Here is a 22,351-nt window from a genome sequence, read left to right as displayed (position 1 = left end):
CGGTGCCAGCCCGCACCGCGCCTCCCGGCCGGCCCGCAGCCGCACCGCGGCCGCGCCGCGATCAGCGCCCCGCGACCGCCAGCATGCCGAGCGTGTCCACCACGCGGTTCGAGAACCCCCACTCGTTGTCGTACCAGGCGACCACCTTCACGTGGCGCCCACCGTCGACGCGGGTCAGCAGCGAGTCGAACACGCTCGACTCCGGCCGCCCGGTGATGTCCGACGACACGAGCGGGTCCGCGGTGTACGCCAGGACCCCCGCCAGGGCACCGTCGGCGGCGGCGCGGTAGGCGGCGTTGACCTCGTCGACGGTGACGTCCCGCCCCACCACGGTGTTGAGCTCGACGATGGACCCCACCGGCACCGGTACCCGGATCGAGTCGCCGGAGAGCTTCCCGTCCAGTCGGGGCAGCACCAGCCCGATGGCCTTCGCCGCCCCGGTCGTCGTCGGCACGATGTTCACCGCCGCGGCACGGGCTCGGCGGAGGTCCCGGTGCGGTCCGTCCTGCAGGTTCTGCTCCTGCGTGTACGCGTGCACCGTCGTCATGAACCCGTGCTCGATCCCGGCGAGGTCGTCGAGCACCGCGGCCAGCGGCGCGAGCGCGTTGGTCGTGCACGAGGCGTTCGACACGACCGTGTGGGCGGCCGGATCGAACACGTCCGAGTTCACACCGAAGGCGATCGTGGCGTCGGCTCCGGTGGCGGGAGCGCTGATGAGCACCCGGGCGGCGCCGGCAGCGAGGTGCTGGGCCGCGGCCTCGCGGTCCGTGAACCGGCCCGTGGACTCGAGCACCACGTCCACGCCGAGTGCTCGCCACGGCAGGTCGGCGGGTGCGCGCTCTGCGAGGACGCGGATCCGGTGTCCGTCGATCACCAGGTCGTCGCCGTCGACCTCCACGGTGCCCGAGAACGGGCCGAGTGCGGAGTCGTAGCGGAAGAGGTGCGCGAGGGTCGCGGCGGCGGTCAGGTCGTTGACGGCCACCACCTCGAGGTCCTCGCCGCCGCGCGCGATGAGTGCGCGGAGGACGTTGCGGCCGATCCGGCCGAAGCCGTTGATCCCGATGCGGGTCATGTGGGTTCCTTTCGTTCCACAGACCACGATCACCGGTCTGGAGGCGCGACCCCAGTGGCAGCACTGCCAACGTCTGTCAGGATCTCGCCAACCGCGTTCGAGCACGCGCAGGTGGCTGCTCGAGCGCCGCCGGCTGCGCGCCGTCAGTGGTGGAACGTCCGGCGGTACGCCGACGGCGAGACGCCGAGGACCCGTCGGAAGTGCAGGCGCAGGTTCGCGTCGGTCCCGAGACCGGCCTGCGCCGCCACCTGGTCGACGCCGAGATCGGAGCGCTCGAGCAGCTCGCGGGCGAGGTCGATCCGTGCGCGCAGGACCCACTGCATGGGCGTGTACCCGGTGGCGGCCAGGAACCGCCGCGAGAACGTTCGAGGCGACACCTGCGCCCGACGGGCCAGCACGTCGAGCGTCAGGGGATCGCCGAGGTGCCGCAACACCCACTCACGGGTGTCCGTGAAGGCGTCGTCGATCGGCTCGGGCACGCTGCGCTCGATGTACTGCGCCTGGCCCCCGCTCCGGTGCGGTGCGCTCACGAGCCGGCGTGCGACGTGGTTGGCGAGCGCGACGCCGTGGTCCCGCCGCACGATGTGGAGGCAGAGGTCGATCCCGCTCGCGGCACCGGCACTCGTCAGCACCGTGCCCTCGTCGACGAACAGGACGTCCTCGTCGACCTCCACCTTCGGGAACCGGTCGCGGAGGATCCGCGTGTAGTGCCAGTGCGTCGTCGCCCGGCGGCCGTCGAGCAACCCGGCTGCCGCGAGCGCGAACGCTCCGGTGGAGATCGCGGCGATGCGCTTGCCGGCGCTGTGCGCGTTCCGCAGGGCGTCGACGACGGATGCCGGCGGCGGGGTGTCGGCGGGCGTTCGCCAGCCCGGGACGAAGACGGTGTCCGCCCATGCGACGGCATCGAGCCCGTGGTCGACGACGTAGGCCATGCCGTCTCCGCCGCGGACACGTCCGGCGGTCGGGCCGCACACGCGCACCTCGTAGGGCATGCTCGGCCGGCTGGAGAAGACCTGGGCCGGGATCCCGACGTCCAGGGGCTTGGCGCCGTCGAGGACCAGCACGGCGACGCGGTGGAGACGACCGGACGGCATACCGCGACCGTAACGCAGGGGGCGGCTCGGTGGCACACGCCGGTGCGAGGGATGACGACCGAGTCACCGGGGCCCGCCAGCCGCCACAGGTCAGGCGTCGAGGATCGCGAGCACCCGGTGGGGCGCGGCCGCCTCGGCACGCCACCCCGCCGGCAGTGTCTCCTGCAACTCGGGCAGCGTGAAGCTCCGCCGGATGGACCGCAGCCCGTCCACCCGCACGAAGGTCCCGGGCGCCACGAGGGGCGACGCCAGCGCGTACGCCCGGTAGGCGGACGAGGACCGTCGGATGTCGGAGTGGAGGCTCCGGCTCGATGCGAGCACCGCCGAGTCGGCGAGGAACGCGGCTCGGGTGTCGTCGTCCAGGTGGTGCAGGACGTGGTTCGAGACGACGACGTCGAACCGCTCCCCCGCCGTCACCAGGTCGCCGCTCGAGCGCTCGTGGAACGACACGCCCCGCGGCGTCGACCGGCTGGCGGCGGCGATGGCCCGCGGGTCGGGGTCGACCCCGACGACCTCCACGTCGAAGCCGTCGCTCGCCGCCCACCGCGCGAGGGACCGCGCGAGGTCACCCCCACCGCATCCGAGGTCGAGGATCCGACCCCGTCCGTTCGGCGGCAGCGCCGGGACGACGTGCGTCCGCCAGACGGCTCGCCACCCGCTCACCAGCCCGTTGACGATCGCGAACCGCCGGAAGGTGCGGTCGAGTGCCAGCGGGTCGCAGTCGGGCTCGTCCATCAGTTCGCGCAGGGCGCGGTCGCGCACCGTCAGGTCGATCGGGAGGCGCGACTCGCGTCCGCCACGGTCGCTCACGATGGCTCCGAGACCAGCGCACCAGCGAGGTCGCCACTCGCCAGCTCGTCCACGTCGTCCGCGAACTCCGCGGTGTCCGCGCCGGGCAGGGCGACGGCGGTCAGCCGTGCGCACTCCACGGTGAGGCCGGGGCCGAACGCGAGCGCCACCACGGGGGTGCCCTCGGCGATCCAGTCGTCGAGCGCCTGCCGCAGGACGAACAACACCGTCGCACTCGACATGTTGCCGTGCTCGCGGAGCACGGTCCGGCTCGCCGCGATCGCGGAGTCCGGCAGCCCCAGTGCGTCCTGCGTCCGGTCGAGGATCGCGCGACCACCGGGGTGCACGGCCCAGAGCGGCACGTCGTCGGCGCGTCCGGTGTCGAGGAGCGGTGCGACGGCTGCCGCCACCGACGCCCCGACGAGCTTGGGCACCGCCGTAGAGAGCACCATCTCGAAGCCCTCGTCACCGATGTTCCACGCCATCTCCGACGCGCTCTCGGGCACGACAGCGGTGGTGAAGCGGTCGAGGCGGAGGCCAGCACCGTCAGCAGCGACGACCGCGGCGGCGGCACCGTCCCCGAAGACACTGTTCGCGACGATCTGGTCCGGATCCTCGGAGCCCCGGACGTGCAGGGTGCAGAGTTCGGCGCAGACGACGAGGACCACGGCGCGCGGATCAGCCTCGACGAACGCGGCGGCGATCCGGAGCGCCGGGAACGCCGCACAGCACCCCATGAAGCCGATGTGGTGGCGGAAGACGGCGGGGCTGAGGCCGAGCTCGTGGACGATGTCGAGGTCCGGCCCGGGCTGCGTGAACCCCGTGCACGAGACGGTCACGACGTGGGTGACGTCCGCGGCCGCCGTGCCCGAGCGGGTCAGCGCGTCACGGGCAGCACCGACGAAGAGCGGTGGGGCGAGCACGCGGTAGGCGTCGTTCCGGGTGCCCGTGCTCGGGGAGGTCAGGTGCCCGTCGGCGTCACGGAACGCGCCCGACCCGGCTGCGGGGTCGAGCTCCGGCAGGACGCTGTGCCGGGTGTCGACGGCCGAGCCGTCGAAGGCCGCACCGACGAGACGCTGCCCGAGGCGCGCGAGGCCCGGTTGTTCCCGGAACAGATCGCGCACGGTCTCCTGCGCGAGGGTGGTCCGTGGGACTGCGGTACCGATGGCGCGGATCGTTGCGGACACGGTTCATCCTGTCACCGGGTCGCTGACGCGTCCCCAGGTTGGCCGCGTCGGCAGCTCCGCCCCGTCCACGCCGCTCACCCCGTGGTCGGAACCGCGGAATGGACACAGCACCGCGGGTTGCTGCGGTGCTGTGTCCGGAACACGGTTCCGAGGGTGGGACGTGCGCCGCTACGACTGCTGCGCGCGCTCCAGGACCAACTCACGGACGCGGGCGGCGTCCGCCTGGCCCTGCATCGCCTTCATGACGGCACCGATGATCGCGCCGGCGGCCTGGACCTTGCCGTCCTTGATCTTCGCGAGGACGTCCGGCTGGGCCGCGAGCGCCTCGTCCACCGCAACCGTGAGGGCCGAGTCGTCCGAGACGACCTTCAGCCCGCGGGCCTCGACCACGGCGGCCGGCGAGCCCTCGCCCGCGATGACGCCCTCGAGCACCTGGCGCGCGAGACGATCGGTCAGCTCGCCGGGCTCGACGAGCCCGATGAGCTCGGCCACGTGCTGCGGCGACACGAGGTCACCGGGGGCTGCGTCCTGGGCGTTGGCGACACGGCTGATCTCGCCCGTCCACCACTTGCGCGCCGACTGCGGTGCCGCTCCGGCCGCGACGGTGGCCTCGACCTCGTCGAGCAGACCACCGTTGACGACGTCCTGGAACTCGAGGTCCGCGAACCCCCAGTCCCCCTTCAGCCGACGACGGCGGGCGACGGGGGCTTCGGGCAGCGAAGCGCGGAGCTCCGCGATCACGGCCGGATCCGGGACGACGGGCAGCAGGTCGGGCTCCGGGAAGTACCGGTAGTCGTCGGCATCCGACTTCGGACGCCCGGCCGAGGTCCGGCCGGTGTCCTCGTGCCAGTGCCGGGTCTCCTGCGTGATCGTGCCGCCGTCGGCGAGGATCGCGGCCTGGCGCTGGATCTCGTACCGGATCGCGCGCTCGACCGAGCGGAACGAGTTGACGTTCTTCGTCTCGGTGCGGGTGCCGAGCTTCTCCTGCCCGCGCGGGCGCAGGGAGATGTTGGCGTCACAGCGCAGGTTGCCACGTTCCATGCGGGCTTCGGACACGCCGAGGGCCCGGACGAGGTCACGGATGACCTGCACGTACGCGGCACCGAGCTCGGGGGCACGGTGTTCCGCGCCGAAGATCGGCTTCGTGACGATCTCGACCAGCGGCACACCGGCACGGTTGTAGTCCACGAGGGAGTACTCGGCGCCCTGGATGCGGCCGGTCGCACCGCCGACGTGGGTCAGCTTGCCCGCGTCTTCCTCCATGTGGGCGCGCTCGATCGGGATCTGGAAGATCGTGCCGTCGGCCAGCTCGACCTCGACCTCGCCCTCGTACGCGATCGGCTCGTCGTACTGCGAGATCTGGTAGTTCTTCGGGTTGTCCGGGTAGAAGTAGTTCTTCCGGGAGAACCGCGAGGACTCGGCGATCGAGCACCCGAGCGCGAGCCCGAGCTGGATCGAGTACCGCACGGCCTGCGCGTTCACGACCGGGAGCGATCCGGGCAGCCCCAGGTCCACCGGCGTCACGTTGGTGTTCGGTTCGCCGCCGAAGAAGTTCGGTGCGTCCGAGAACATCTTCGTCTTCGTCGCGAGTTCGACGTGGACCTCGAACCCGAGCACCGGCTCGTAGCGCTCGATCGCCTCGTCGAAGTCCATGAGCGCGTCCTTCTGCGCCATCAGATCACGCCTTCCTGCGCAGCCGACTGCTGGCTCTGGTCGAGGTTCGGGATGCGGTCGATCAGCGGGCCGCCCCACTGCTGCTCGAGCAGACGCTCGAGCGCGGCGCCGTAACGGTAGAGCCGCGCGTCCTCACGCTGCGGCGCCATCAGCTGCACGCCGACCGGCAGGGAGTCCTCGGGCGCAAGACCGTTCGGGATGCTCATGCCGGGGACGCCAGCCAGGTTCGCGGGGATCGTCGTGAGGTCGTTGAGGTACATCGCGAGCGGGTCGTCGATGCGCTCACCGATCGGGAACGCCGTGGTCGGCGCCGACGGGCTGATGAGCAGGTCGACCTGCTCGAACGCGGCCGCGAAGTCGCGCTGGACGAGCGTCCGGACCTTCTGCGCGGACCCGTAGTAGGCGTCGTAGTAGCCGGCGCTGAGGGCGTACGTGCCCAGGATGATGCGTCGCTTGACCTCGGGCCCGAAGCCGGCTTCCCGGGTGGCGGCCATGACGTCTTCGACGGTGGAACCGTGCTCGGGCGTGACCCGCAGCCCGAAGCGCACCGAGTCGAACTTCGCGAGGTTCGACGACGCCTCGGCCGGGAGGATCAGGTAGTAGGCGCTGATCGCGTAGGCGAAGCTCGGCGCGTCGATCTCGACGACGACGGCTCCGGCGGACTCGAAGAGCGCGACGGTCTCCTGGAAGCGCTGGGTCACGCCCGCCTGGAAGCCGTCACCACCGGCGAGTTCCTTGACCACGCCGACGCGCAGTCCGCGCAGCGTGTCCGCCTGCAGCCCCTCACGCGCCGCGGCCGCCATCGACGGCCAGGCGTCCGGGATGGACGTGGAGTCCTTCGGGTCGTGTCCGCCGATCACGTCGTGCAGCAGCGCGGCGTCGAGCACCGTGCGGGAGACCGGGCCGACCTGGTCGAGGCTCGACGCGAGCGCGATCGCGCCGTACCGGCTGACCCCGCCGTACGTCGGCTTCACACCGACCGTGCCCGTGACGGCACCCGGCTGGCGGATGGACCCGCCGGTGTCGGAGCCGAGCGCGAGCGGCGCTTCGTGGGCCGCGACCGCTGCCGCCGACCCACCGCCGGAACCGCCGGGGATCCGGTCGAGGTCCCAGGGGTTGTGGGTCGGTCCGTAGGCGGAGAACTCCGTGGTGGAGCCCATCGCGAACTCGTCCATGTTGGTCTTGCCGAGCGGCACGAGGCCCGCGGCGCGGAGCTTCGCGACCGGGGTGGCGTCGTACGGCGGCACCCAGCCTTCGAGGATCTTCGACCCCGAGGTCGTCGGCATGTCCTGCGTGCACAGGACGTCCTTGATGGCGATCGGCACCCCGGCGAGCGCGCCGAGGTCGTCGCCCGCGGCCCGCCGCGCGTCGATGGACTTCGCGACCGCGAGGGCGTTCTGGTTGACGTGCAGGAACGCGTGGACGTCGCCGTCCACCGCCTGGATGCGGTCGAGGTGCGCCTGGGTGGCTTCGACGCTGGAGATGTCGCGCGCCACGAGGGCGTCCGCGAGCGCCGCAGCGCTGAGCGTGGTGATGTCGTCGGTCACTGTTCTTCCGCCTACTGTTCTTCGCCGAGGATCGCCGTCACACGGAACCGTTCGCCGTCGGAGTCGGGGGCACCGGCGAGCGCCTGCTCCTGGGTCAGCGTGCGGCCGACCTCGTCCGGCCGCGTCACGTTTTCGAGCGGCACCGGGTGGCTCGTCGCGGGGACGTCGTCGGTCGCGACCTCGGCGACACGGGCGACGCTCTCGACGATGTGCGACAGCTCCCCGGTCAGCTTCTCGATCTCGTCGGGCGTGAGTGCGATACGTGCGAGGTTCGCCAGGTGGGCGACCTGCTCGCTCGTGATGTCAGGCATGGTGCTCCGTCGATCGGTTCGTGGAATGCCCAACAGTCTATTGCCGACGTCCGGCACCGCGGACGCGGGCGCTCGGCTGGGGAGGACCGGCGCGCCCGACAACGCTGTGGAGGAGCCGACGGTCTGGAGGCGCGGGCCGGTTCACGGGACCGCCCCCGCGCCTCCCCACCGGCACAGCCGGTCCGCCACGAGCGCGACGGACCGGAAAAGGTGGTGTGGGATCAGCCCGTCACTTCCCGGGCGGCGTCTGCTGCTTCGCCGGCGGCTGCTTCGTCTGCTGCTTGGGCGTCGTGAGCTGCTGCGCCTGCCCCTGGCCCTGGCCCTGGCCCTGGCCCTGGGTCTGGCCCTGGGTCTGCGTCTGCGTCTGCCCGTGCGTCTGCGTCCCCTGCCCGTACCCGCCGTGCGACGAGTTCGAGGCCGGGGCGCTCGCGTGCCCGATCATCGCCGGGTTCGGAGCCGGGAGCGCACCACCGCCGACGTGCTGGTCGAGGTAGGACATCATCGTGCGGCCGACGCCGAACTTCGCGCTGTACCCGGTCGTGCCCTGCAGGAACGGCCAGTTCGCCAGGCCGACGTGCCCCTGGACGTTCCCGACCCAGGTCGCGTTCGTGTACTTGGTGGTCGACGCGACCAGCCAGTTCTGCTGGTCACCGTCGGTGGTACCGGTCTTCGCGAACTTCGGCACCGCGTCGCCGGGGTTCGCACTGGCCGCGGTGCCCGCACCCTGCAGCACGCCCTGGAGCGCGTAGTCCACGGTGCCCGCCACGTCCGCCGCGACACCCTGCGTGCACGAGGACGGGCTCGGCGTGATCTTCGTACCGTCCGCCTCGGTGACGCTGTCGATCACGGTCGGCGTGCACACGATGCCCCCGTTCGCGAAGCCTGCGTAGGCCTCGGCGAGGTCGATCGGCGAGAGCGGGTTCGTCCCGAGCACCGACGAGGGGTTCGAGTCCGGCGCGGCGCCGTTGGCCTGGTGGATGCCCATGGCCTGGGCGAGCTCCTTGATCTTGCAGAGGTCGAGCTGCTTGGCCATCGCACCGAAGGCGGTGTTGATCGACTCGGAGGTCGCGGCCTGGACCGACATGCTCGACGGGACGTTCTCGGCGTTCGCGACCTGCCAGTCCGGTCCGCCGAGCCCGATGCACGAGTTCGTGAACTCGGACTGCGGGAACGCGTGCTCGGTGGTCGTCACGGAGTCCGACAGCGTGTGCCCGCTCGCGAGCCACTCGGCGAGGGTGAACACCTTGTAGGTCGAGCCGGTCTGGAAGCCGGACGAACTGCCGAACACCTGGTCGGCGCTGTAGTTGACCGACGTGGAGCCCGCGGCCTGGGAGTCCGACTGCGTGTAGGCCGTGTTCTGCACCATCGACAGGACGCGCCCCGTACCCGGTTCGACCGTCACGTTCGATCCGCCGACGTCGACCCCGGCCATCGTCGCCGGGACGTAGGACGACAGCGCCGCCTGGGCCTGCCCCTGCACGTCGAGGTCGAGCGACGTGTGGATCTGCAGCCCCTTGGTGTCGAGCGTCGCGATGCGTTCCGGCGCCGTCTTGCCGAAGGCCGGGTCCTGCAACAGCTCCGCTCGGACGTAGTCGCAGAAGTAGCCCGCGTCGTACCCGGTCGCAGCGGACGAGCACCCGTTGGCGGTCTCGGTGATCTTCGGCGTGATCGGGGTCGCGAGCGCCGCGGTGAGTTCGGCCTTCGAGATGTCGTGGTGCACGTACATCCGGTGCAGCACGTAGTCACGACGGACCTTCGTGGCGGCGTAGTGGTTCGCGCTGCCGTTGTCCTTGTTCCCCGGCTCGTCGATCCGCAGGTTCGACGGGTTGTTGAGGATCGCGGCGAGCGTCGCCGACTGGGTCAGCGTCAGGTCCTTCGCGTGCACGCCGAAGTAGTACTGGGCACCGGCCTCCGCGCCGTAGACACGACCGCCGAGGCCGACGATGTTGAGGTACCCCGTCAGGATCTGGTCCTTCGTGTACTTCTTGTTGACCGCGATCGCGTACCGCATCTCCTGCAGCTTCCGCTGCGGGGTCACACCGGCCGCGTCGTCGTAGCAGGCACGGACCTTCTTCGCGGTGTCCGCCGCGTTCTTGCCGGTCAGCTGCTCGCACTGCTGCACGAGGACGTTCTTGACGTACTGCTGGGTGATGCTCGACCCGCCCTGCACGGACGCACCGACGGCCGTCGCCGCAGCACCGCGCAGGGTGCCGATGACGTCGATGCCGCCCTCGCTGTAGAAGCGCGGGTCCTCGGTGTCGACCGCGGCCTGCTTGAGCGTCTGGGCCATCTGGTCAGCACGGACGTTCGTCCGGTTCTCCGCGTAGAACGAGGCGATCTTCACCTGCTGGCCGCCCTTGGTCGCGTAGACCGAGGACACCTGCTGCGGGGTCTGGATGTCGAGGTAAGCCGGCAGGTCCTCGAAGAACGCGGCGGCACCGCTCGCACCCTCCCCCACGACGGCGACCGCGGGCGTGACGGCGACCGTGACGAGCATCCCCGCGAGCACGGACATCACGACGAACATCAGGAGGGCACCCGGCCACCGCACGACTCGCATGGTGGAACCGTAGGCAAGGGGCCTGTACTGGTTCTGCCGTGGAACCACGGGATGCTGCGGTCGCACACAGGTTGCCCTGGGGTCGGGGCCCGTCAGTCGCGCTGCTGGAGGTCCTGCGGCCGCACCAGGTACATGTCCGGCGAGGGCTGTGGGACGCCTTCGCCCCGACCGTTGCCGTGCCGTCCGGGGTCGCGGACCAGGTCCCCGCGCCCGATCGCCACGAGGGCGACGTCGTGCAGGGACGCGGTCCCGGGCTTCAGGTAGTCGTTGTGGCCGACCGGACGGCGGAAGACCTCACCGGCGTCCTGGGCGTCCGCGCCCCCGGCCAGGTCGAGGAGGGTGGACCCGAACTGCGCGGACCCAGGGTCGGTGCCGAAGTAGCCGGACCCCGCGATCGGGTCGGAGTGCGCCCCGCCGACGAAGACCTCACCAGCGGGCACCGCCAGGGCCGACGCGTGCCGCACCGCACTGCCGGGCGACCCGAGCACCGTCAGGCTGTCGGCCTGCATCCGTCCGGAGGACAGCGCGATCAGCGCGGCGGTGGACCCGTACGAGTGCGCCACGACGTTCAGGCGCGGCTGGTCGTCGCCACGGATCTCGCGGAGCCCGTCGACGGCACGTTCCAGCCGCGTCGCGCCCGTCTCGGCGAGCCCGAGGGACAGGATGTTCGACAGGTCCGGCGTGCGGTAGCCCATCCAGGCGACGACCGCGATCCCCGACGCCGTCCCGCGCGGACCGGTGGCCGCCCGTGACCCGGCACACGGACCCGCCCCGACGGCCGTCCGCACGGCGGCGCACGACGCGGCACCGGCTGCGGTCCGGGGTTCCTCCTCGACCCCGCTGCCCGCACCCGTGACGCCACCGACGCCCGCGGCGAGCGGCGCGAGCGTCGCCTGCTCGCTGTACAGGTCGTTGGCCGTCGCGGTGAAGTCCGCCATCTGGCCCGTGACGGTGAAGAACATCCCCGGGACGACGACCGTCACGTCCGCCGCGGTGTCCAGGTCACCGATCGCGATCGCCGCCCGCCCGGACCCGCGGGTGTCGAGGGTGATGAGCGACCGCGTCGGCGCGCCCGGTCCGGCGACGAGGGACTCGCGGACCTGGCCGAGCATCGCGACCTGTGCGGGCGGGGTGGCCGGGTCGGCGAGGCCCGCGGTGAGGACGGCACGGTTCGCCTGGTCCCGCACGGCGTAGGGCACGCCCTCGAGGTTGCCCACCACCGACGGCGCGAGGGTCGCGAGGACCTGCCGCTCGTCGGTGTCGAGCCGCGCCCACCACGCGGCGACGTCAGGGGCAGTGGGCGGGTCGTCCTCGGCGTCGGCCAGGACCCGCTCGTCGCGGTCGACCACCCGGAGCTCGGCCGGCGCGACGGCGGTGAGGTCGCGCAGGAACCCCGGCCCGTGCACCTGAGCGAGTGCGTGCGGACCGATCTGTACCCTGGTCATGACCGCGGGGGGAGCATCTCCGGTCCCGGGGAGCACCGCGGCGTGCGAGACGACAGCTGTCGGCGTGCTCGTGGGCGCGACCGGGGCCTCGACGACTCCGAGAGAGTGCATCGAGGCGGTGAGCAGAGCCGCGGCGATGAGCAACAATCGGGTCTCCCCCGGGAAGGCCGTCCCGACGTCTCCCTGCAGACGACGGGTGATGCGCTCTCGAGTGTAAGGAAAATGACCCGATCTCGGTCATGCTCGGTGCAACTTGTCCCCCGAATTGGGGACTGGGGTACGGCGTGGCGCGGCGTGCGGACACGACCGATTCGTGCTCATGCCCGGGATTCAGTCGTCCGGGTCGGATTCCGAGCGGTCCGCGAGGGCACCGGGGCCCTCGGTCACGAGCAGTCGGAACTGCTCGGCGTCGATGATGCGCAAGCCGAGCTGCTCGGCCTTCGTCAGCTTGGATCCGGCACCAGGACCGGCAGCGACGAAGTCGGTCTTCTTGCTGACGCTCGACGCCGCCTTGCCGCCCGCGGCCAGGATCGCTTCCTGCGCGCCCTCGCGCGTGTACCCCTCGAGTGATCCGGTCGCGACGACGGTCACACCGGTCAACACCCCGCCCTCGGCCATCGCAGCCCCGGGACCGGGGTGGTCGGGCGTCTCGAACTGCACCCCCGCCGCCGCCCACCGCTCGACGATCTCGCGGTGCCAGTCGACGTCGAACCAGTCGAGGAGGGCGTCCGCGATGATGCCACCCACGCCGTCGACCGCCGCAAGGTCGTCCCGGGAGGCGTTCCGGATCCGGTCCAGCGACCCGAAGTGCCCGGCGAGTGCCCGCGCGGCGACGGGCCCGACGTGCCGGATGTTCAGCCCGACGAGGATCCGCCAGAGCGGCTTGGTCTTCGCGGCGTCGATGTTCGCGAGCATCTCGAACGCGTTCTTCGACGGGTACCGGCTGGGCTCGCCGGTGTAGTCGGCCCCGCGTGCATCGGGATCGAACGGCGGATCGGTCTTCTTCCGGGCACGGCTGAACGGGGTGACGCGCTTCGGTGTGCCGTCGTCCTCGACCCGCTGCATGCCCGTCTCGGCGTCGCGGACGACGACCTCGATCGGGACGATGTCCTGCATCGTGAGGTCGAACAGGCCGGCCTCCGTCTCGAGCGGCGGGGTCTCCGGGTGGGACGGCTGCGTGAGCGCGGCGGCCGCGACCTCACCGAGCCCCTCGATGTCGAGCGAGCCGCGGGACGCGATGTGCTCGACACGACCACGCACCTGCGCCGGGCAGCTCTTCGCGTTCGGGCACCGGAGGTCGATGTCACCCTCCTTCGCCGGGGCAAGGGGGGTGCCGCACTCCGGGCAGTTCGTCGGCATCACGAACTCCCGCTCCGTACCGTCGCGGAGTTCCACCACCGGGCCGAGGACCTCCGGGATGACGTCCCCGGCCTTCCGCAGGACGACCGTGTCGCCGATGAGCACGCCCTTGGCCTTCACGACCTGCTGGTTGTGCAGCGTGGCCTGACGGACGACCGACCCAGCCACCTCGGCCGGCGCCATCATCGCGAACGGTGTCGCCCGCCCGGTGCGCCCGACGCTCACGACGATGTCGAGGAGCTTCGTGTGGACTTCTTCCGGCGGGTACTTGTAGGCGATCGCCCAGCGCGGAGCACGGGACGTCGAACCGAGTTCCTCGTGCAGCGCCAGGTCGTCCACCTTGATGACGATGCCGTCGATCTGGTGCTCGACCGATGCGCGCCGGTCGCCGTAGTCCTTGACGAAGCCGAGGACCTCGTCGATGGTGTCGAAGACGCGGTGGTGGGTCCCGGTCGGGAGCCCCCAGGTGTGCAGGAGCTCGTAGACCTCGGACTGGGCACGGACCTCGGTGTCGCGCTCGAGATCGCTGACCGGCCAGGCGCCGATGCCGTGCACGAGCATCCGGAGCCGGCGGATCCGGTCGACCATGAGGGCGCGCTTCGCCTCGGACTTGCCCTCTTCCTTCTGACGGAGGGATCCGGCGGCGGCGTTCCGCGGGTTGGCGAACACGCGCTCACCAGCCTCGCGCTGTCGGGCGTTGAGCTCGTCGAACTGCGCCACCGGGAAGAAGATCTCACCCCGGACCTCGACCAGGGGCGGGTGCCCGGTGCCGAGCAGCCGGTCCGGGATCGTGCCCATCGTCCGGACGTTGCCGGTCACGTCCTCACCCACCACACCGTCACCGCGGGTGGCTGCCGAGACGAGCCGACCGTGCTCGTACCGGAGGTTGATCGCGAGCCCGTCGATCTTCAGCTCGGTCAGGAAGCGCACCCGTTCCGCACCGGCGTCGCGCTGGACCTTGAGCGCCCAGTCGGTCAGTTCCTCGGGGCTGAAGACGTTGTCGAGGCTCAGCATGCGCTCGGCGTGTTCGACCGGCGCGAACTGCGTCGTCTGCGCCTGTCCGCCGACGACCTGGGTGGGGCTGTCCGGCGTCAGCAGCTCCGGGAACCGCTGCTCGATCGCGTCGAGCCGCCGCATCATGACGTCGTAGTCGGCGTCGGTCACCGTGGAGCCGTTACCTTCGTAGTAGGCGTGCCGAAGCTCGGTCACGGCCGCACGCAACCGGTCGACTTCACGCGCCGCCTGCGACGCGTCGAGCTCGGCGGGTGCCAGGGTCTCGAAGGTGGAGTCGGCGGGCGTCGTGTCGCTCATGCTCCAGTTCTACCGTGCGCCACCGACGCGGGCCGCAGCCACGCGGCCGACCAGGAGCCACCGACGGGCGCCGCAACCACGCGGCCGACCAGGAGCCACCGACGCGGGCCACAGCCACGCTGCCGTCGAGAGCAGCGCCGGTGCAGCAGCCTCAGACCGAGACAGGCGCCGCTGCCGACACCGTGGTGTCGATCGTGCACTGCCCGAGCACCCGCGTCCCGACGTAGACCACCGCGGTCTGTCCCGGCGCCACCCCGGACAACGGCTCGTCGACGTCGATGACCAGCACGCCGTCGGACACCCGCGCCGTGGCCGGCACCGGGTCGGCGTGCGCGCGGATCTGCACGTCGCAGGCGAAGGGCACGGACGGGTCGGCCGGAGCCGTGCCGGCCCAGGTGAACCGGGAGCCGGACATCGACGAGACGTCGAGCGCCTCCTTCGGTCCGACCACGACGGTGTTGTCCTTCGGGCGGATCTCGAGCACGAACCGCGGCTTGCCGTCCGCCGCGGGACGGCCGAGCGCGAGCCCACGCCGCTGGCCCACCGTGTACCCGGTGGCGCCGTCGTGCGCGCCGACCACCGTGCCGTCACGCTCCACGACGTCGCCGGGGGCCGTGCCGACACGGTCGGCCAGCCACCCGCGGGTGTCACCGTCCGGGATGAAGCAGATGTCGTAGGAGTCCGGCTTCTGCGCGACCGTCAGCCCACGCGCGGCAGCCTCGGCCCGGACCTCGTCCTTCGAGGGTGTCCCCCCGAGCGGGAACATCGCGTGCTGGAGCTGCTCGGCGGTCAGGACGCCCAGGACGTACGACTGGTCCTTCGCCCACGCGGCAGACCGGTGGAGCTCGCGGGCGCCGTCGGGCCCGGTGACGATGGAGGCGTAGTGCCCGGTGCAGACGGCGTCGAACCCGAGGGCCAGGGCCTTCTCGAGCAGCGCTGCGAACTTGATCCGCTCGTTGCACCGCATGCACGGGTTCGGGGTGCGACCGGCCTGGTACTCGGCGACGAAGTCGTCGACGACGTCCTCCTTGAACCGCGCCGAGAAGTCCCACACGTAGTACGGGATGCCGAGGGCCGACGCGGCGCGCTGTGCGTCCATCGAATCCTCGATCGTGCAGCAGCCCCGGCTGCCGGTGCGGAGGGTCCCGGGCATCCGGCTGAGCGCCAGGTGCACGCCGATAACGTCGTGCCCGGCCTCGACCGCTCGGGCGGCCGCCACCGCCGAGTCGACCCCACCGCTCATCGCCGCCAGTACACGCATGCGTCCAGGGTAACTCCGGACCGGCGTAGCGTTGTCCGAGCGATGGCCACCTCCCAGACCCCTCCCTTCGACTTCCGAGCCGTCGTGCTCGCCGGGTTCCTGCCCGCCGCCCTCTTCGCGGTGGGCGAGGGCGCGATCATCCCGATCATCCCGATCGCGGCGAGCTCGCTCGGTGCCGGGCTCGCCTTCGCCGGGTTCGTCGCGTCGCTCATCCTGGTCGGGGAGCTCATCGGTGACGTGCCGTCCGGCGTCGTCGTCGCGCGCATCGGGGAACGGAACGCGATGATCGGCGCCGCGGTGGTGTCCGTCGTCGGCCTGCTCGTGTGCACGGTCGCGCCGAACCCGTGGGTGCTCGCCGTCGGAGTCTTCCTGGTCGGGGTGTCGACCGCGGTCTTCGCGCTCGCCCGGCACGCCTACATGACCACCGCGATCCCCCTGCACGTGCGGGCTCGCGCGCTGTCGAGCCTCGGTGGCGTGTTCCGGTTCGGCTACTTCGTCGGGCCGTTCCTCGCCGCCGGGGTCGTGCACCTCACCGGCACGACGCAGAGTGCCTTCTGGATCCACATCGTGTGCTGCCTGGGGGCGGCGGTCGTCCTCCTCGTGATCCGCGACCCCGCGACGGGCGCACGCGGACTGCGCAAGCCGCACCGTGCCTCCAGGCCGGACCTGCCGATCGCGCCGGAGCAGCCGACCGCCCCGGAGCAGCCGGCCGCGCCGGGCACGGCCGCCTCGACGGGTGCGCTCCCCGGCGAGGAGTTCGTCCGCGACGAGGCCCACGGTCTCTTCCGCACCCTCCGCACCCACAACCGCGTGCTGGTGCGACTCGGCAGCGGCGCCGCCCTCATCGGGGCGATGCGCGCCGGTCGGCAGGTGATCCTGCCGCTCTGGGCGGTCAGCGTCGGCATGCCCGGCTCGACGGCCGCGCTCGTCATCGGGATCGCCGGCGCGGTGGACTTCGCGCTGTTCTACACGAGCGGCCAGATCATGGACCGCTGGGGCCGGCTGGCCAGTGCCCTCCCCTGCATGCTCGGCCTCAGCGTCAGCTACTTCCTGCTCGCCTGGAGCGGCCACCTCGACGCGAGGGTCGGCTGGTTCGTCGCCATCGCCATGGGCATGTCCCTGGCGAACGGGGTCGGGTCCGGCATCCTCATGACGCTCGGTGCGGACCTCGCTCCCCGGGACCACCCGGCACCGTTCCTCGGGGCCTGGCGCTTCACGGGTGACCTCGGGTCCGCGGCTGCGCCGCTCCTCATCTCGGGCGTCACGGCGATCGCGACGATCGCGGTCGCGAGCGGCGTGATGGGGGTCCTGGGACTCGTCGGTGCCGGCGTCCTGCTGCGCTACGTGCCGCGCTACCTCCCCCGCCGGTTGCGCTGACGGGCGTCCGTGCAGGCTCCGGCCTGGAGGCACGGCACACCTCCGCCACGCGGCCTGCGCCCCGTAGACTGCGGGTGCTCGCGGGAGTGGTGGAATCGGTAGACACGCAGGATTTAGGTTCCTGTGCTCAGGCGTGAGGGTTCGAGTCCCTCCTTCCGCACCACGTTCCGCCTTCCGCCTTCCGCCTTCCGCCTTCCGCCTTCCGCCTTCCGCCTTCCGCCTTCCGCCTTCCGCGGGACGTCCCGGCCTGCCGGTCCTGGTGATGTCAACCGGCCGACGGATGGGCGACGACTGCCCGGGCGGTACCCTCGTCCTGCGGGAGACCTTCCGCGTGTCCCGCCCGCACGAACGGAAGAACCATGCAGTCCGTCGCCCTCGCCCTGATCCCGTGGCTCGACCCGCAGTACATCCTCGACCACTTCGGCGCCTTCGCCGTGCTGGTCGTCTGCGCGATCGTGTTCGCCGAGACCGGGCTGCTCATCGGCTTCATCTTCCCCGGGGACAGCCTGCTCGTCATCACGGGCCTGTTCGCGTTCGACCGCGGCGGCCAGATCGGCGGCATCCCGATCTGGGTCGTCGCACTCATGATCGGCGCTTCGGCGTTCCTCGGCGGTGAGCTCGGGTACTACATCGGCAAGAAGGCCGGTCCGCCGATCTTCGAGCGCCGCGAGAGCGGTCTGTTCTCGAAGGGGAACGTCGACCGCACCAACGCCTTCTTCCACCGCTTCGGCCCCATCGCGGTGATCCTCGCCCGCTTCGTGCCGGTCGTGCGCACCTTCGCCCCGATCGCCGCGGGCGTCGGCCGGATGAACTACAAGAAGTACTCGCTCTTCAACGCGATCGGCGCGTTCATCTGGGGCTTCGGCGTGACGTTCCTGGGGTACGTCCTCGGGTACATCCCCCCGGTGGCGTACATCGTGCGGAACTACATCGACGTGATCCTGATCCTCGCCGTGCTCGTCACCGTCGTGCCCGCTGGCGTCCACTACTGGCGGAGCGCTCGGAAGGCCAAGCACGCGGCCGAGGCCGAGCAGTCCGGCCCCCAGCAGCCGTAGCGCACCGGGCGCGCGAGACGCCCCCGTCTCGGCGGGCCTCACGCGTTCGCGCGGAAGGCCACGTGCACCCGGAACGCCCCCGTCACGGCGAGACGCCCCCGCCACGGCGAGACGCGGCCGTCCCCGCCGAACGCGTCCGTCACGGCGAGACGCGGCCGGCGGGACGAGACGCCGCTGGATATGCCGGCGTCTGGGCAGCTCCGCGGCGTCTCACGGAAGCGGCGGCGCCCCGACGAAACGCCCGCGACACCGCTCGGCGCCGTGCTCCGCTTGAGACGCCATCGGCTGCCCGAGACGGCCCCGAATCCGGCGGAGTGTCGAGGACTCGGGGGCGTCTCGCCAGCACGCGGGCGCGTCATCGGCACGGGGGCGTCTCGCCAGCACGCGGGCGCGTCATCGGCACGGGGGCGTCTCGCCGCAGCACTGCAGCACCGCAGCACCCGCCGCCCGCCGCCCGCCGTGAGCCGCCCGCGCACCCCACCCCCGCGCTCAGAGCGAGAAGTACTCCCGCACGATCGGCGCGATCCCCCGGAACGCCTTCGACCGGTGCGACAGCGCGTTCTTCTCCGCCCGGGTCAACTGCGCCGCCGACCGGTCAGCGTCGTCCGGCTTGAAGACCGGGTCGTACCCGTGCCCGCCGTCCCCGATCGGCTCGGTCAGCACCTCGCCGTTCCACACCGCCTCGAACACGTGCTCGACCCCCGACGGCGTGACGAACGCCGCCGCGCACACGAACGCCGCCGTCCGCTCGACGACGCCGTCGAGGTTCGCCAGCAGCAGCGCGATGTTGTCGGCGTCCACCCGTGTGCCGGCGTAGCGGGCCGAGTGGATGCCGGGCGCTCCCCCGAGCACGTCGACCGCGATCCCGGAGTCGTCGGCGAGCGCGGGCAGCCCGGTGTGTGCGACCGCGGCGCGCGCCTTGATCAGGGCGTTCGCCCCGTAGGTGTCGCCGTCCTCGACCGGCTCCGGCCCGTCGTACGCCTCGAGCGAGACCCCGCCGAGGGCGTCCCCGAGGATCTCCCGCAGCTCGACGACCTTGCCCTGGTTGTGCGTCGCGAGCACCACCGTGCGGTTCGTCATGCGGTCAGCCCCAGCACCTCGCGCTGGATCGCCGCGAGCGACTGGTTGCCGGCGAGCCCGAGGTCGAGCAGCGTGTTCAGCTCGTCGCGGTCGAACGGCGCGTGCTCCGCGGTCCCCTGCACCTCGATGAACTTCCCCGAGCCGGTCGTGACGATGTTCATGTCCGTGTCGGCCGCCGAGTCCTCGGTGTAGGCCAGGTCGAGCATCGGCACGCCCCCGACGATCCCCACCGAGATCGCCTGCACGCTGTCCGTGAGCGGCACGGCCTTCTTGCCGATGAAGCCCTTGCTGCGGCCCCACTCGATCGCGTCGACCATCGCGACGTACGCGCCGGTGATCGAGGCGGTCCTGGTGCCACCGTCGGCCTGCAGCACGTCGCAGTCGATGACCAGGGTGTTCTCGCCGAGCCCCTTCATGTCGACCACGGCGCGGAGCGACCGGCCGATCAGCCGGGAGATCTCGTGCGTGCGGCCCCCGACCCGTCCCTTGATCGACTCGCGCTGCATGCGCTCGTTCGTGGACCGCGGCAGCATCGAGTACTCGGCGGTGACCCACCCGGTGCCCTTGCCGGCGAGCCAACGCGGGACGCCGTTCGTGAACGACGCGGTGCAGAGCACCTTCGTGTTGCCGAACGAGATGAGCGCGCTGCCCTCGGCCTGCGCGCTCCACCCCCGCTCGATGGTGACGGGCCGGTGGTCGGTCGCGGTGCGTCCGTCGATGCGGGTCGCGGGAGCGGTGTCGGTCATGGTGTCCTTTCAGGCCGGCCGGGAGGCGCGGTGCGGGTGGAGCGAGCGGGTGCGGTCGTTCCGGTGGTCGCCGGTCACGCCACGGGGCCGGGGAGCGCTGCCGGATCGGGGAGCGCAGCAGGGTCGGGGAGCGCAGCAGCATCGGGGAGCGCAGCAGCATCGGGGAGCGCAGCAGCATCGGGGAGCGCAGCTGCACGCGGCAGCGTGATGGCCCCGGTCTGCAGGTGGCCGACGCTCGACACCTCGGGGCCGAGGAACCGTCGGGCGAGTCGGATGAAGCCGTCCTGGTCGTTGCCGGTCGCCTCGAACGAGTACGTCGGCGGGGCCGTCGTGGTGCGCTCGAGCCCGTGCTCGACCAGGCGCCGGTAGACGTCGCTCGCCGTCTCCTCGGCGCTGGACACGAGCGTGACGTCCGGGCCCATGACGTACTGGATGGCCGCGGACATGAGCGGGTAGTGGGTGCAGCCGAGCACGAGCGTGTCGACGTCGGCGGCGCGGATCGGCGCGAGGTACTGCTCGGCGACCTGTCGGAGCTCCGGGGACGAGGTGTCCCCGGCCTCGACGAACTCGACGAACCGGGGGCAGGCCGCGAGCGTCAACGTGACGTCGGCGGCGACGGCGAAGGCGTCCTCGTAGGAGCGGGACGCGATCGTGCCGACGGTGCCGATCACCCCGATGCGCCCGGTGCGGGTCTGCTTGACGGCGGCGCGGGCCGCGGGCTGGATGACCTCGACCACCGGGATGCCGTACGCCTGCTCGTACCGTTCACGGGCGTCCCGGAGCACGGCGGAGGACGCGGTGTTGCACGCGATGACCAGGGCCTTGACGCCCTGTTCGACCAGGTCGTCCATGACCTCGATCGCGTAGCGGCGGACGTCGGCGATCGGCTTCGGCCCGTACGGCGAGTGCACGGTGTCCCCGACGTACCGGAGGCTCTCGCGGGGCAGCTGGTCGATGATCGCGCGGGCCACCGTGAGCCCGCCGACCCCGCTGTCGAAGACTCCGATCGGTGCATCCGTCACGGTGACCAGCGTACCGACGTCCCCGCGGGCCCGGACCGGCCACCCGCCGGACCGCGCTGCACCGGACCGGACCGCAGCGTCCGCCGGACCGGCCACCCACCGGACCGGACGGACGCGGACGGCGCGGTGCGGGCCTCCCGGACCTGCCCTCAGTAGTGTCGGTGGGGTGACCACCGCGCTCCTGACGGACCAGTACGAACTCACCATGGTCGACGCCGCTCTCAAGGACGGCACGGCCGACCGGCGGTGCGTGTTCGAGGTGTACACCCGCCGTCTGCCGGACGGGCGTCGGTACGGCGTGGCCGCCGGGCTCGGCCGGTTCCTCACCGCCCTCGCGGACTTCCGCTTCGGCGACGAGGAGATCGGCTTCCTGCGCGACCGTTCCGTCATCGACGCGAGCACCGCGACGTGGCTCGCCGACTACCGGTTCCGCGGCGACATCCGGGCGTACCGCGAGGGCGAGGTGTTCTTCCCGAACTCCCCCGTGCTGCAGATCGAGGGCACGTTCGCCGAGGCGGTCGTCCTCGAGACCCTCGCGCTGAGCATCTTCAACGCCGACTCCGCGATCGCCTCGGCCGCCGCGCGCATGGTCTCCGCTGCCGACAAGCGCCCACTGGCCGAGATGGGCTCCCGGCGCACCGGTGAGTGGAACGCGGTCGCCGCCGCCCGTGCTGCCTACATCGCCGGGTTCGGCGCGACGAGCAACCTCGAGGCCGGGCGCACCTGGGGCATCCCGACGATGGGGACCGCCGCGCACGCCTTCACGCTGCTGCACGACTCCGAAGAGGCGGCGTTCCGGTCGCAGCTCGCGGCGCTCGGCAACGGCACGACGCTGCTCGTCGACACCTACGACATCGAGGCAGCGGTCGAGACCGCCGTCCGGCTGACCGACGGCCGGCTCGGCGCCGTCCGGATCGACAGCGGCGACCTGCCGTCCGTCGTCGGTGCCGTGCGGGCCCAGCTGGACCGCCTCGGCGCGACCGGCACGAAGATCACGGTGACGAACGACCTGGACGAGTACACGATCGCCGCGCTGCGGGCCGCCCCCGTCGACTCGTACGGTGTCGGGACCTCGGTCGTCTCCGGCTCGGGGCACCCGGCCGCGGGGATGGTCTTCAAGCTCGTCGCCCACCGCGAGGACGGCGGCGACTGGGTCCCGGTGGCGAAGAAGTCCGCCGAGAAGGCGACGTTCGGCGGTCGGAAGGAAGCCGGCCGCCGACTCCGGAACGGCATCGCCACCGCCGAGGTCGTGCTGACCGCGGGCCAGGTCGGTGCGGACGAACGACCACTGCTCGTCCCGGTCGTCACACGCGGCGAGGTCGACCCCGCGTTCCTCGGCGCCCGCGGTGTCGAGGCGGCGCGAGCCCACCACAAGGCCGCGAAGGCCGAGCTCCCCGCGGATGCGTCGCGCATCGGACGCGGGGACCCGGCCATCCCGACCCTGGTGATCTGACCGGGGTC

General features: G+C 71.8%; 17 protein-coding genes and 1 tRNA gene. 4 read left to right on the top strand and 14 right to left on the bottom strand.

Going from position 1 to position 22,351, the window contains the following annotated elements:
• Window positions 1-61: 61 nt before the first annotated feature.
• The 11 genes from gap to mnmA all read right to left on the bottom strand — a co-directional run bounded on the left by gap (window position 62) and on the right by mnmA (window position 15,610).
• Window positions 62-1,072: a type I glyceraldehyde-3-phosphate dehydrogenase gene (gap, locus tag J7E22_RS03110; protein ID WP_214978721.1), complete on the bottom strand. Its 1,011-nt coding sequence runs from the start codon at window positions 1,070-1,072 to the stop codon at window positions 62-64.
• A 143-nt stretch (window positions 1,073-1,215) separates the two neighbouring features.
• Window positions 1,216-2,166 (bottom strand): GlxA family transcriptional regulator, encoded by a 951-nt coding sequence (locus J7E22_RS03105; RefSeq protein WP_214978719.1) that lies wholly within the window; start codon window positions 2,164-2,166, stop codon window positions 1,216-1,218.
• Window positions 2,167-2,256: 90 nt separating this feature from the next.
• A complete protein-coding gene (locus J7E22_RS03100; protein WP_308159125.1) occupies window positions 2,257-2,976 on the bottom strand; it encodes a methyltransferase domain-containing protein in 720 nt (239 codons plus the stop codon).
• Window positions 2,973-4,142: a type III polyketide synthase gene (locus tag J7E22_RS03095; RefSeq protein ID WP_214978717.1), complete on the bottom strand. Its 1,170-nt coding sequence runs from the start codon at window positions 4,140-4,142 to the stop codon at window positions 2,973-2,975. The genes J7E22_RS03100 and J7E22_RS03095 overlap by 4 nt, the downstream gene beginning before the upstream one ends.
• 168 nt (window positions 4,143-4,310) lie before the next feature.
• Window positions 4,311-5,816 carry an Asp-tRNA(Asn)/Glu-tRNA(Gln) amidotransferase subunit GatB gene (gene gatB / locus J7E22_RS03090; RefSeq protein ID WP_214978715.1) on the bottom strand — a complete coding sequence of 502 codons (1,506 nt, stop codon included), beginning with the start codon at window positions 5,814-5,816 and terminating at the stop codon, window positions 4,311-4,313.
• Complete coding sequence (gene gatA / locus J7E22_RS03085; protein ID WP_214978713.1) at window positions 5,816-7,363, bottom strand: Asp-tRNA(Asn)/Glu-tRNA(Gln) amidotransferase subunit GatA; 1,548 nt, start codon at window positions 7,361-7,363, stop codon at window positions 5,816-5,818. Before gatA ends, gatB begins: the two co-directional genes overlap by 1 nt.
• Window positions 7,364-7,374: 11 nt before the next feature.
• Window positions 7,375-7,674, bottom strand: coding sequence for an Asp-tRNA(Asn)/Glu-tRNA(Gln) amidotransferase subunit GatC (gene gatC, locus J7E22_RS03080; RefSeq protein WP_214978711.1), 300 nt, complete (start codon window positions 7,672-7,674; stop codon window positions 7,375-7,377).
• A 229-nt stretch (window positions 7,675-7,903) separates the two neighbouring features.
• Complete coding sequence (locus J7E22_RS03075) at window positions 7,904-10,234, bottom strand: transglycosylase domain-containing protein (protein WP_214978710.1); 2,331 nt, start codon at window positions 10,232-10,234, stop codon at window positions 7,904-7,906.
• Between the two features lie 92 nt (window positions 10,235-10,326).
• A complete protein-coding gene (locus J7E22_RS03070; RefSeq protein WP_214978708.1) occupies window positions 10,327-11,679 on the bottom strand; it encodes an alpha/beta hydrolase in 1,353 nt (450 codons plus the stop codon).
• Window positions 11,680-12,009: 330 nt separating this feature from the next.
• The gene (gene ligA / locus J7E22_RS03065; protein ID WP_214978706.1) at window positions 12,010-14,349 is read right to left on the bottom strand and encodes an NAD-dependent DNA ligase LigA; all 2,340 of its coding nucleotides are present in this window, start codon (window positions 14,347-14,349) and stop codon (window positions 12,010-12,012) included.
• A gap of 151 nt (window positions 14,350-14,500) precedes the next feature.
• Window positions 14,501-15,610, bottom strand: a complete 1,110-nt coding sequence (gene mnmA, locus J7E22_RS03060; RefSeq protein WP_214978704.1) for a tRNA 2-thiouridine(34) synthase MnmA — start codon at window positions 15,608-15,610, stop codon at window positions 14,501-14,503.
• Between the two features lie 42 nt (window positions 15,611-15,652).
• Here mnmA and J7E22_RS03055 point away from each other — a divergent pair, with 42 nt between their 5' ends.
• From J7E22_RS03055 to J7E22_RS03045, 3 genes are all read left to right on the top strand, one after another.
• Window positions 15,653-16,987, top strand: coding sequence for an MFS transporter (locus J7E22_RS03055; protein WP_214978701.1), 1,335 nt, complete (start codon window positions 15,653-15,655; stop codon window positions 16,985-16,987).
• A gap of 80 nt (window positions 16,988-17,067) precedes the next feature.
• A tRNA-Leu gene (locus tag J7E22_RS03050) sits at window positions 17,068-17,150 on the top strand.
• A 196-nt stretch (window positions 17,151-17,346) separates the two neighbouring features.
• On the top strand, window positions 17,347-18,042 hold the full coding sequence (locus tag J7E22_RS03045) for a DedA family protein (RefSeq protein WP_214978699.1): 696 nt from the start codon (window positions 17,347-17,349) through the stop codon (window positions 18,040-18,042).
• Between the two features lie 489 nt (window positions 18,043-18,531).
• Here J7E22_RS03045 and rdgB read toward each other — a convergent pair whose 3' ends face one another.
• The 3 genes from rdgB to murI all read right to left on the bottom strand — a co-directional run bounded on the left by rdgB (window position 18,532) and on the right by murI (window position 20,890).
• The gene (gene rdgB / locus J7E22_RS03040) at window positions 18,532-19,122 is read right to left on the bottom strand and encodes an RdgB/HAM1 family non-canonical purine NTP pyrophosphatase (RefSeq protein WP_214978697.1); all 591 of its coding nucleotides are present in this window, start codon (window positions 19,120-19,122) and stop codon (window positions 18,532-18,534) included.
• Complete coding sequence (gene rph / locus J7E22_RS03035) at window positions 19,119-19,868, bottom strand: ribonuclease PH (protein ID WP_214978695.1); 750 nt, start codon at window positions 19,866-19,868, stop codon at window positions 19,119-19,121. Before rph ends, rdgB begins: the two co-directional genes overlap by 4 nt.
• A 74-nt stretch (window positions 19,869-19,942) precedes the next feature.
• The gene (murI, locus tag J7E22_RS03030) at window positions 19,943-20,890 is read right to left on the bottom strand and encodes a glutamate racemase (protein ID WP_214978693.1); all 948 of its coding nucleotides are present in this window, start codon (window positions 20,888-20,890) and stop codon (window positions 19,943-19,945) included.
• Between the two features lie 166 nt (window positions 20,891-21,056).
• Here murI and J7E22_RS03025 point away from each other — a divergent pair, with 166 nt between their 5' ends.
• Entirely contained in the window at window positions 21,057-22,343 is a 1,287-nt protein-coding gene (locus tag J7E22_RS03025) for a nicotinate phosphoribosyltransferase (protein ID WP_214978691.1), read from the top strand.
• Window positions 22,344-22,351: the final 8 nt, after the last annotated feature.

The sequence above is a fragment of the Curtobacterium sp. ISL-83 genome (genome assembly GCF_018613895.1).
GTDB lineage: Bacteria > Actinomycetota > Actinomycetes > Actinomycetales > Microbacteriaceae > Curtobacterium.
This window is presented reverse-complemented; position numbering and strand designations above follow the sequence as displayed.

Excerpts from the sequence above, each read along its gene's own strand:
- gap (WP_214978721.1), bottom strand. The coding sequence starts at position 1,072 with ATGACCCGCATCGGGATCAACGGCTTCGGCCGGATCGGCCGCAACGTC.
- J7E22_RS03105 (WP_214978719.1), bottom strand. The coding sequence starts at position 2,166 with ATGCCGTCCGGTCGTCTCCACCGCGTCGCCGTGCTGGTCCTCGACGGC.
- gatB (WP_214978715.1), bottom strand. The coding sequence starts at position 5,816 with ATGGCGCAGAAGGACGCGCTCATGGACTTCGACGAGGCGATCGAGCGC.
- gatC (WP_214978711.1), bottom strand. The coding sequence starts at position 7,674 with ATGCCTGACATCACGAGCGAGCAGGTCGCCCACCTGGCGAACCTCGCA.
- J7E22_RS03075 (WP_214978710.1), bottom strand. The coding sequence starts at position 10,234 with ATGCGAGTCGTGCGGTGGCCGGGTGCCCTCCTGATGTTCGTCGTGATG.
- J7E22_RS03070 (WP_214978708.1), bottom strand. The coding sequence starts at position 11,679 with ATGACCAGGGTACAGATCGGTCCGCACGCACTCGCTCAGGTGCACGGG.
- ligA (WP_214978706.1), bottom strand. The coding sequence starts at position 14,349 with ATGAGCGACACGACGCCCGCCGACTCCACCTTCGAGACCCTGGCACCC.
- mnmA (WP_214978704.1), bottom strand. The coding sequence starts at position 15,610 with ATGCGTGTACTGGCGGCGATGAGCGGTGGGGTCGACTCGGCGGTGGCG.
- J7E22_RS03055 (WP_214978701.1), top strand. The coding sequence starts at position 15,653 with ATGGCCACCTCCCAGACCCCTCCCTTCGACTTCCGAGCCGTCGTGCTC.
- J7E22_RS03045 (WP_214978699.1), top strand. The coding sequence starts at position 17,347 with ATGCAGTCCGTCGCCCTCGCCCTGATCCCGTGGCTCGACCCGCAGTAC.
- rdgB (WP_214978697.1), bottom strand. The coding sequence starts at position 19,122 with ATGACGAACCGCACGGTGGTGCTCGCGACGCACAACCAGGGCAAGGTC.
- rph (WP_214978695.1), bottom strand. The coding sequence starts at position 19,868 with ATGACCGACACCGCTCCCGCGACCCGCATCGACGGACGCACCGCGACC.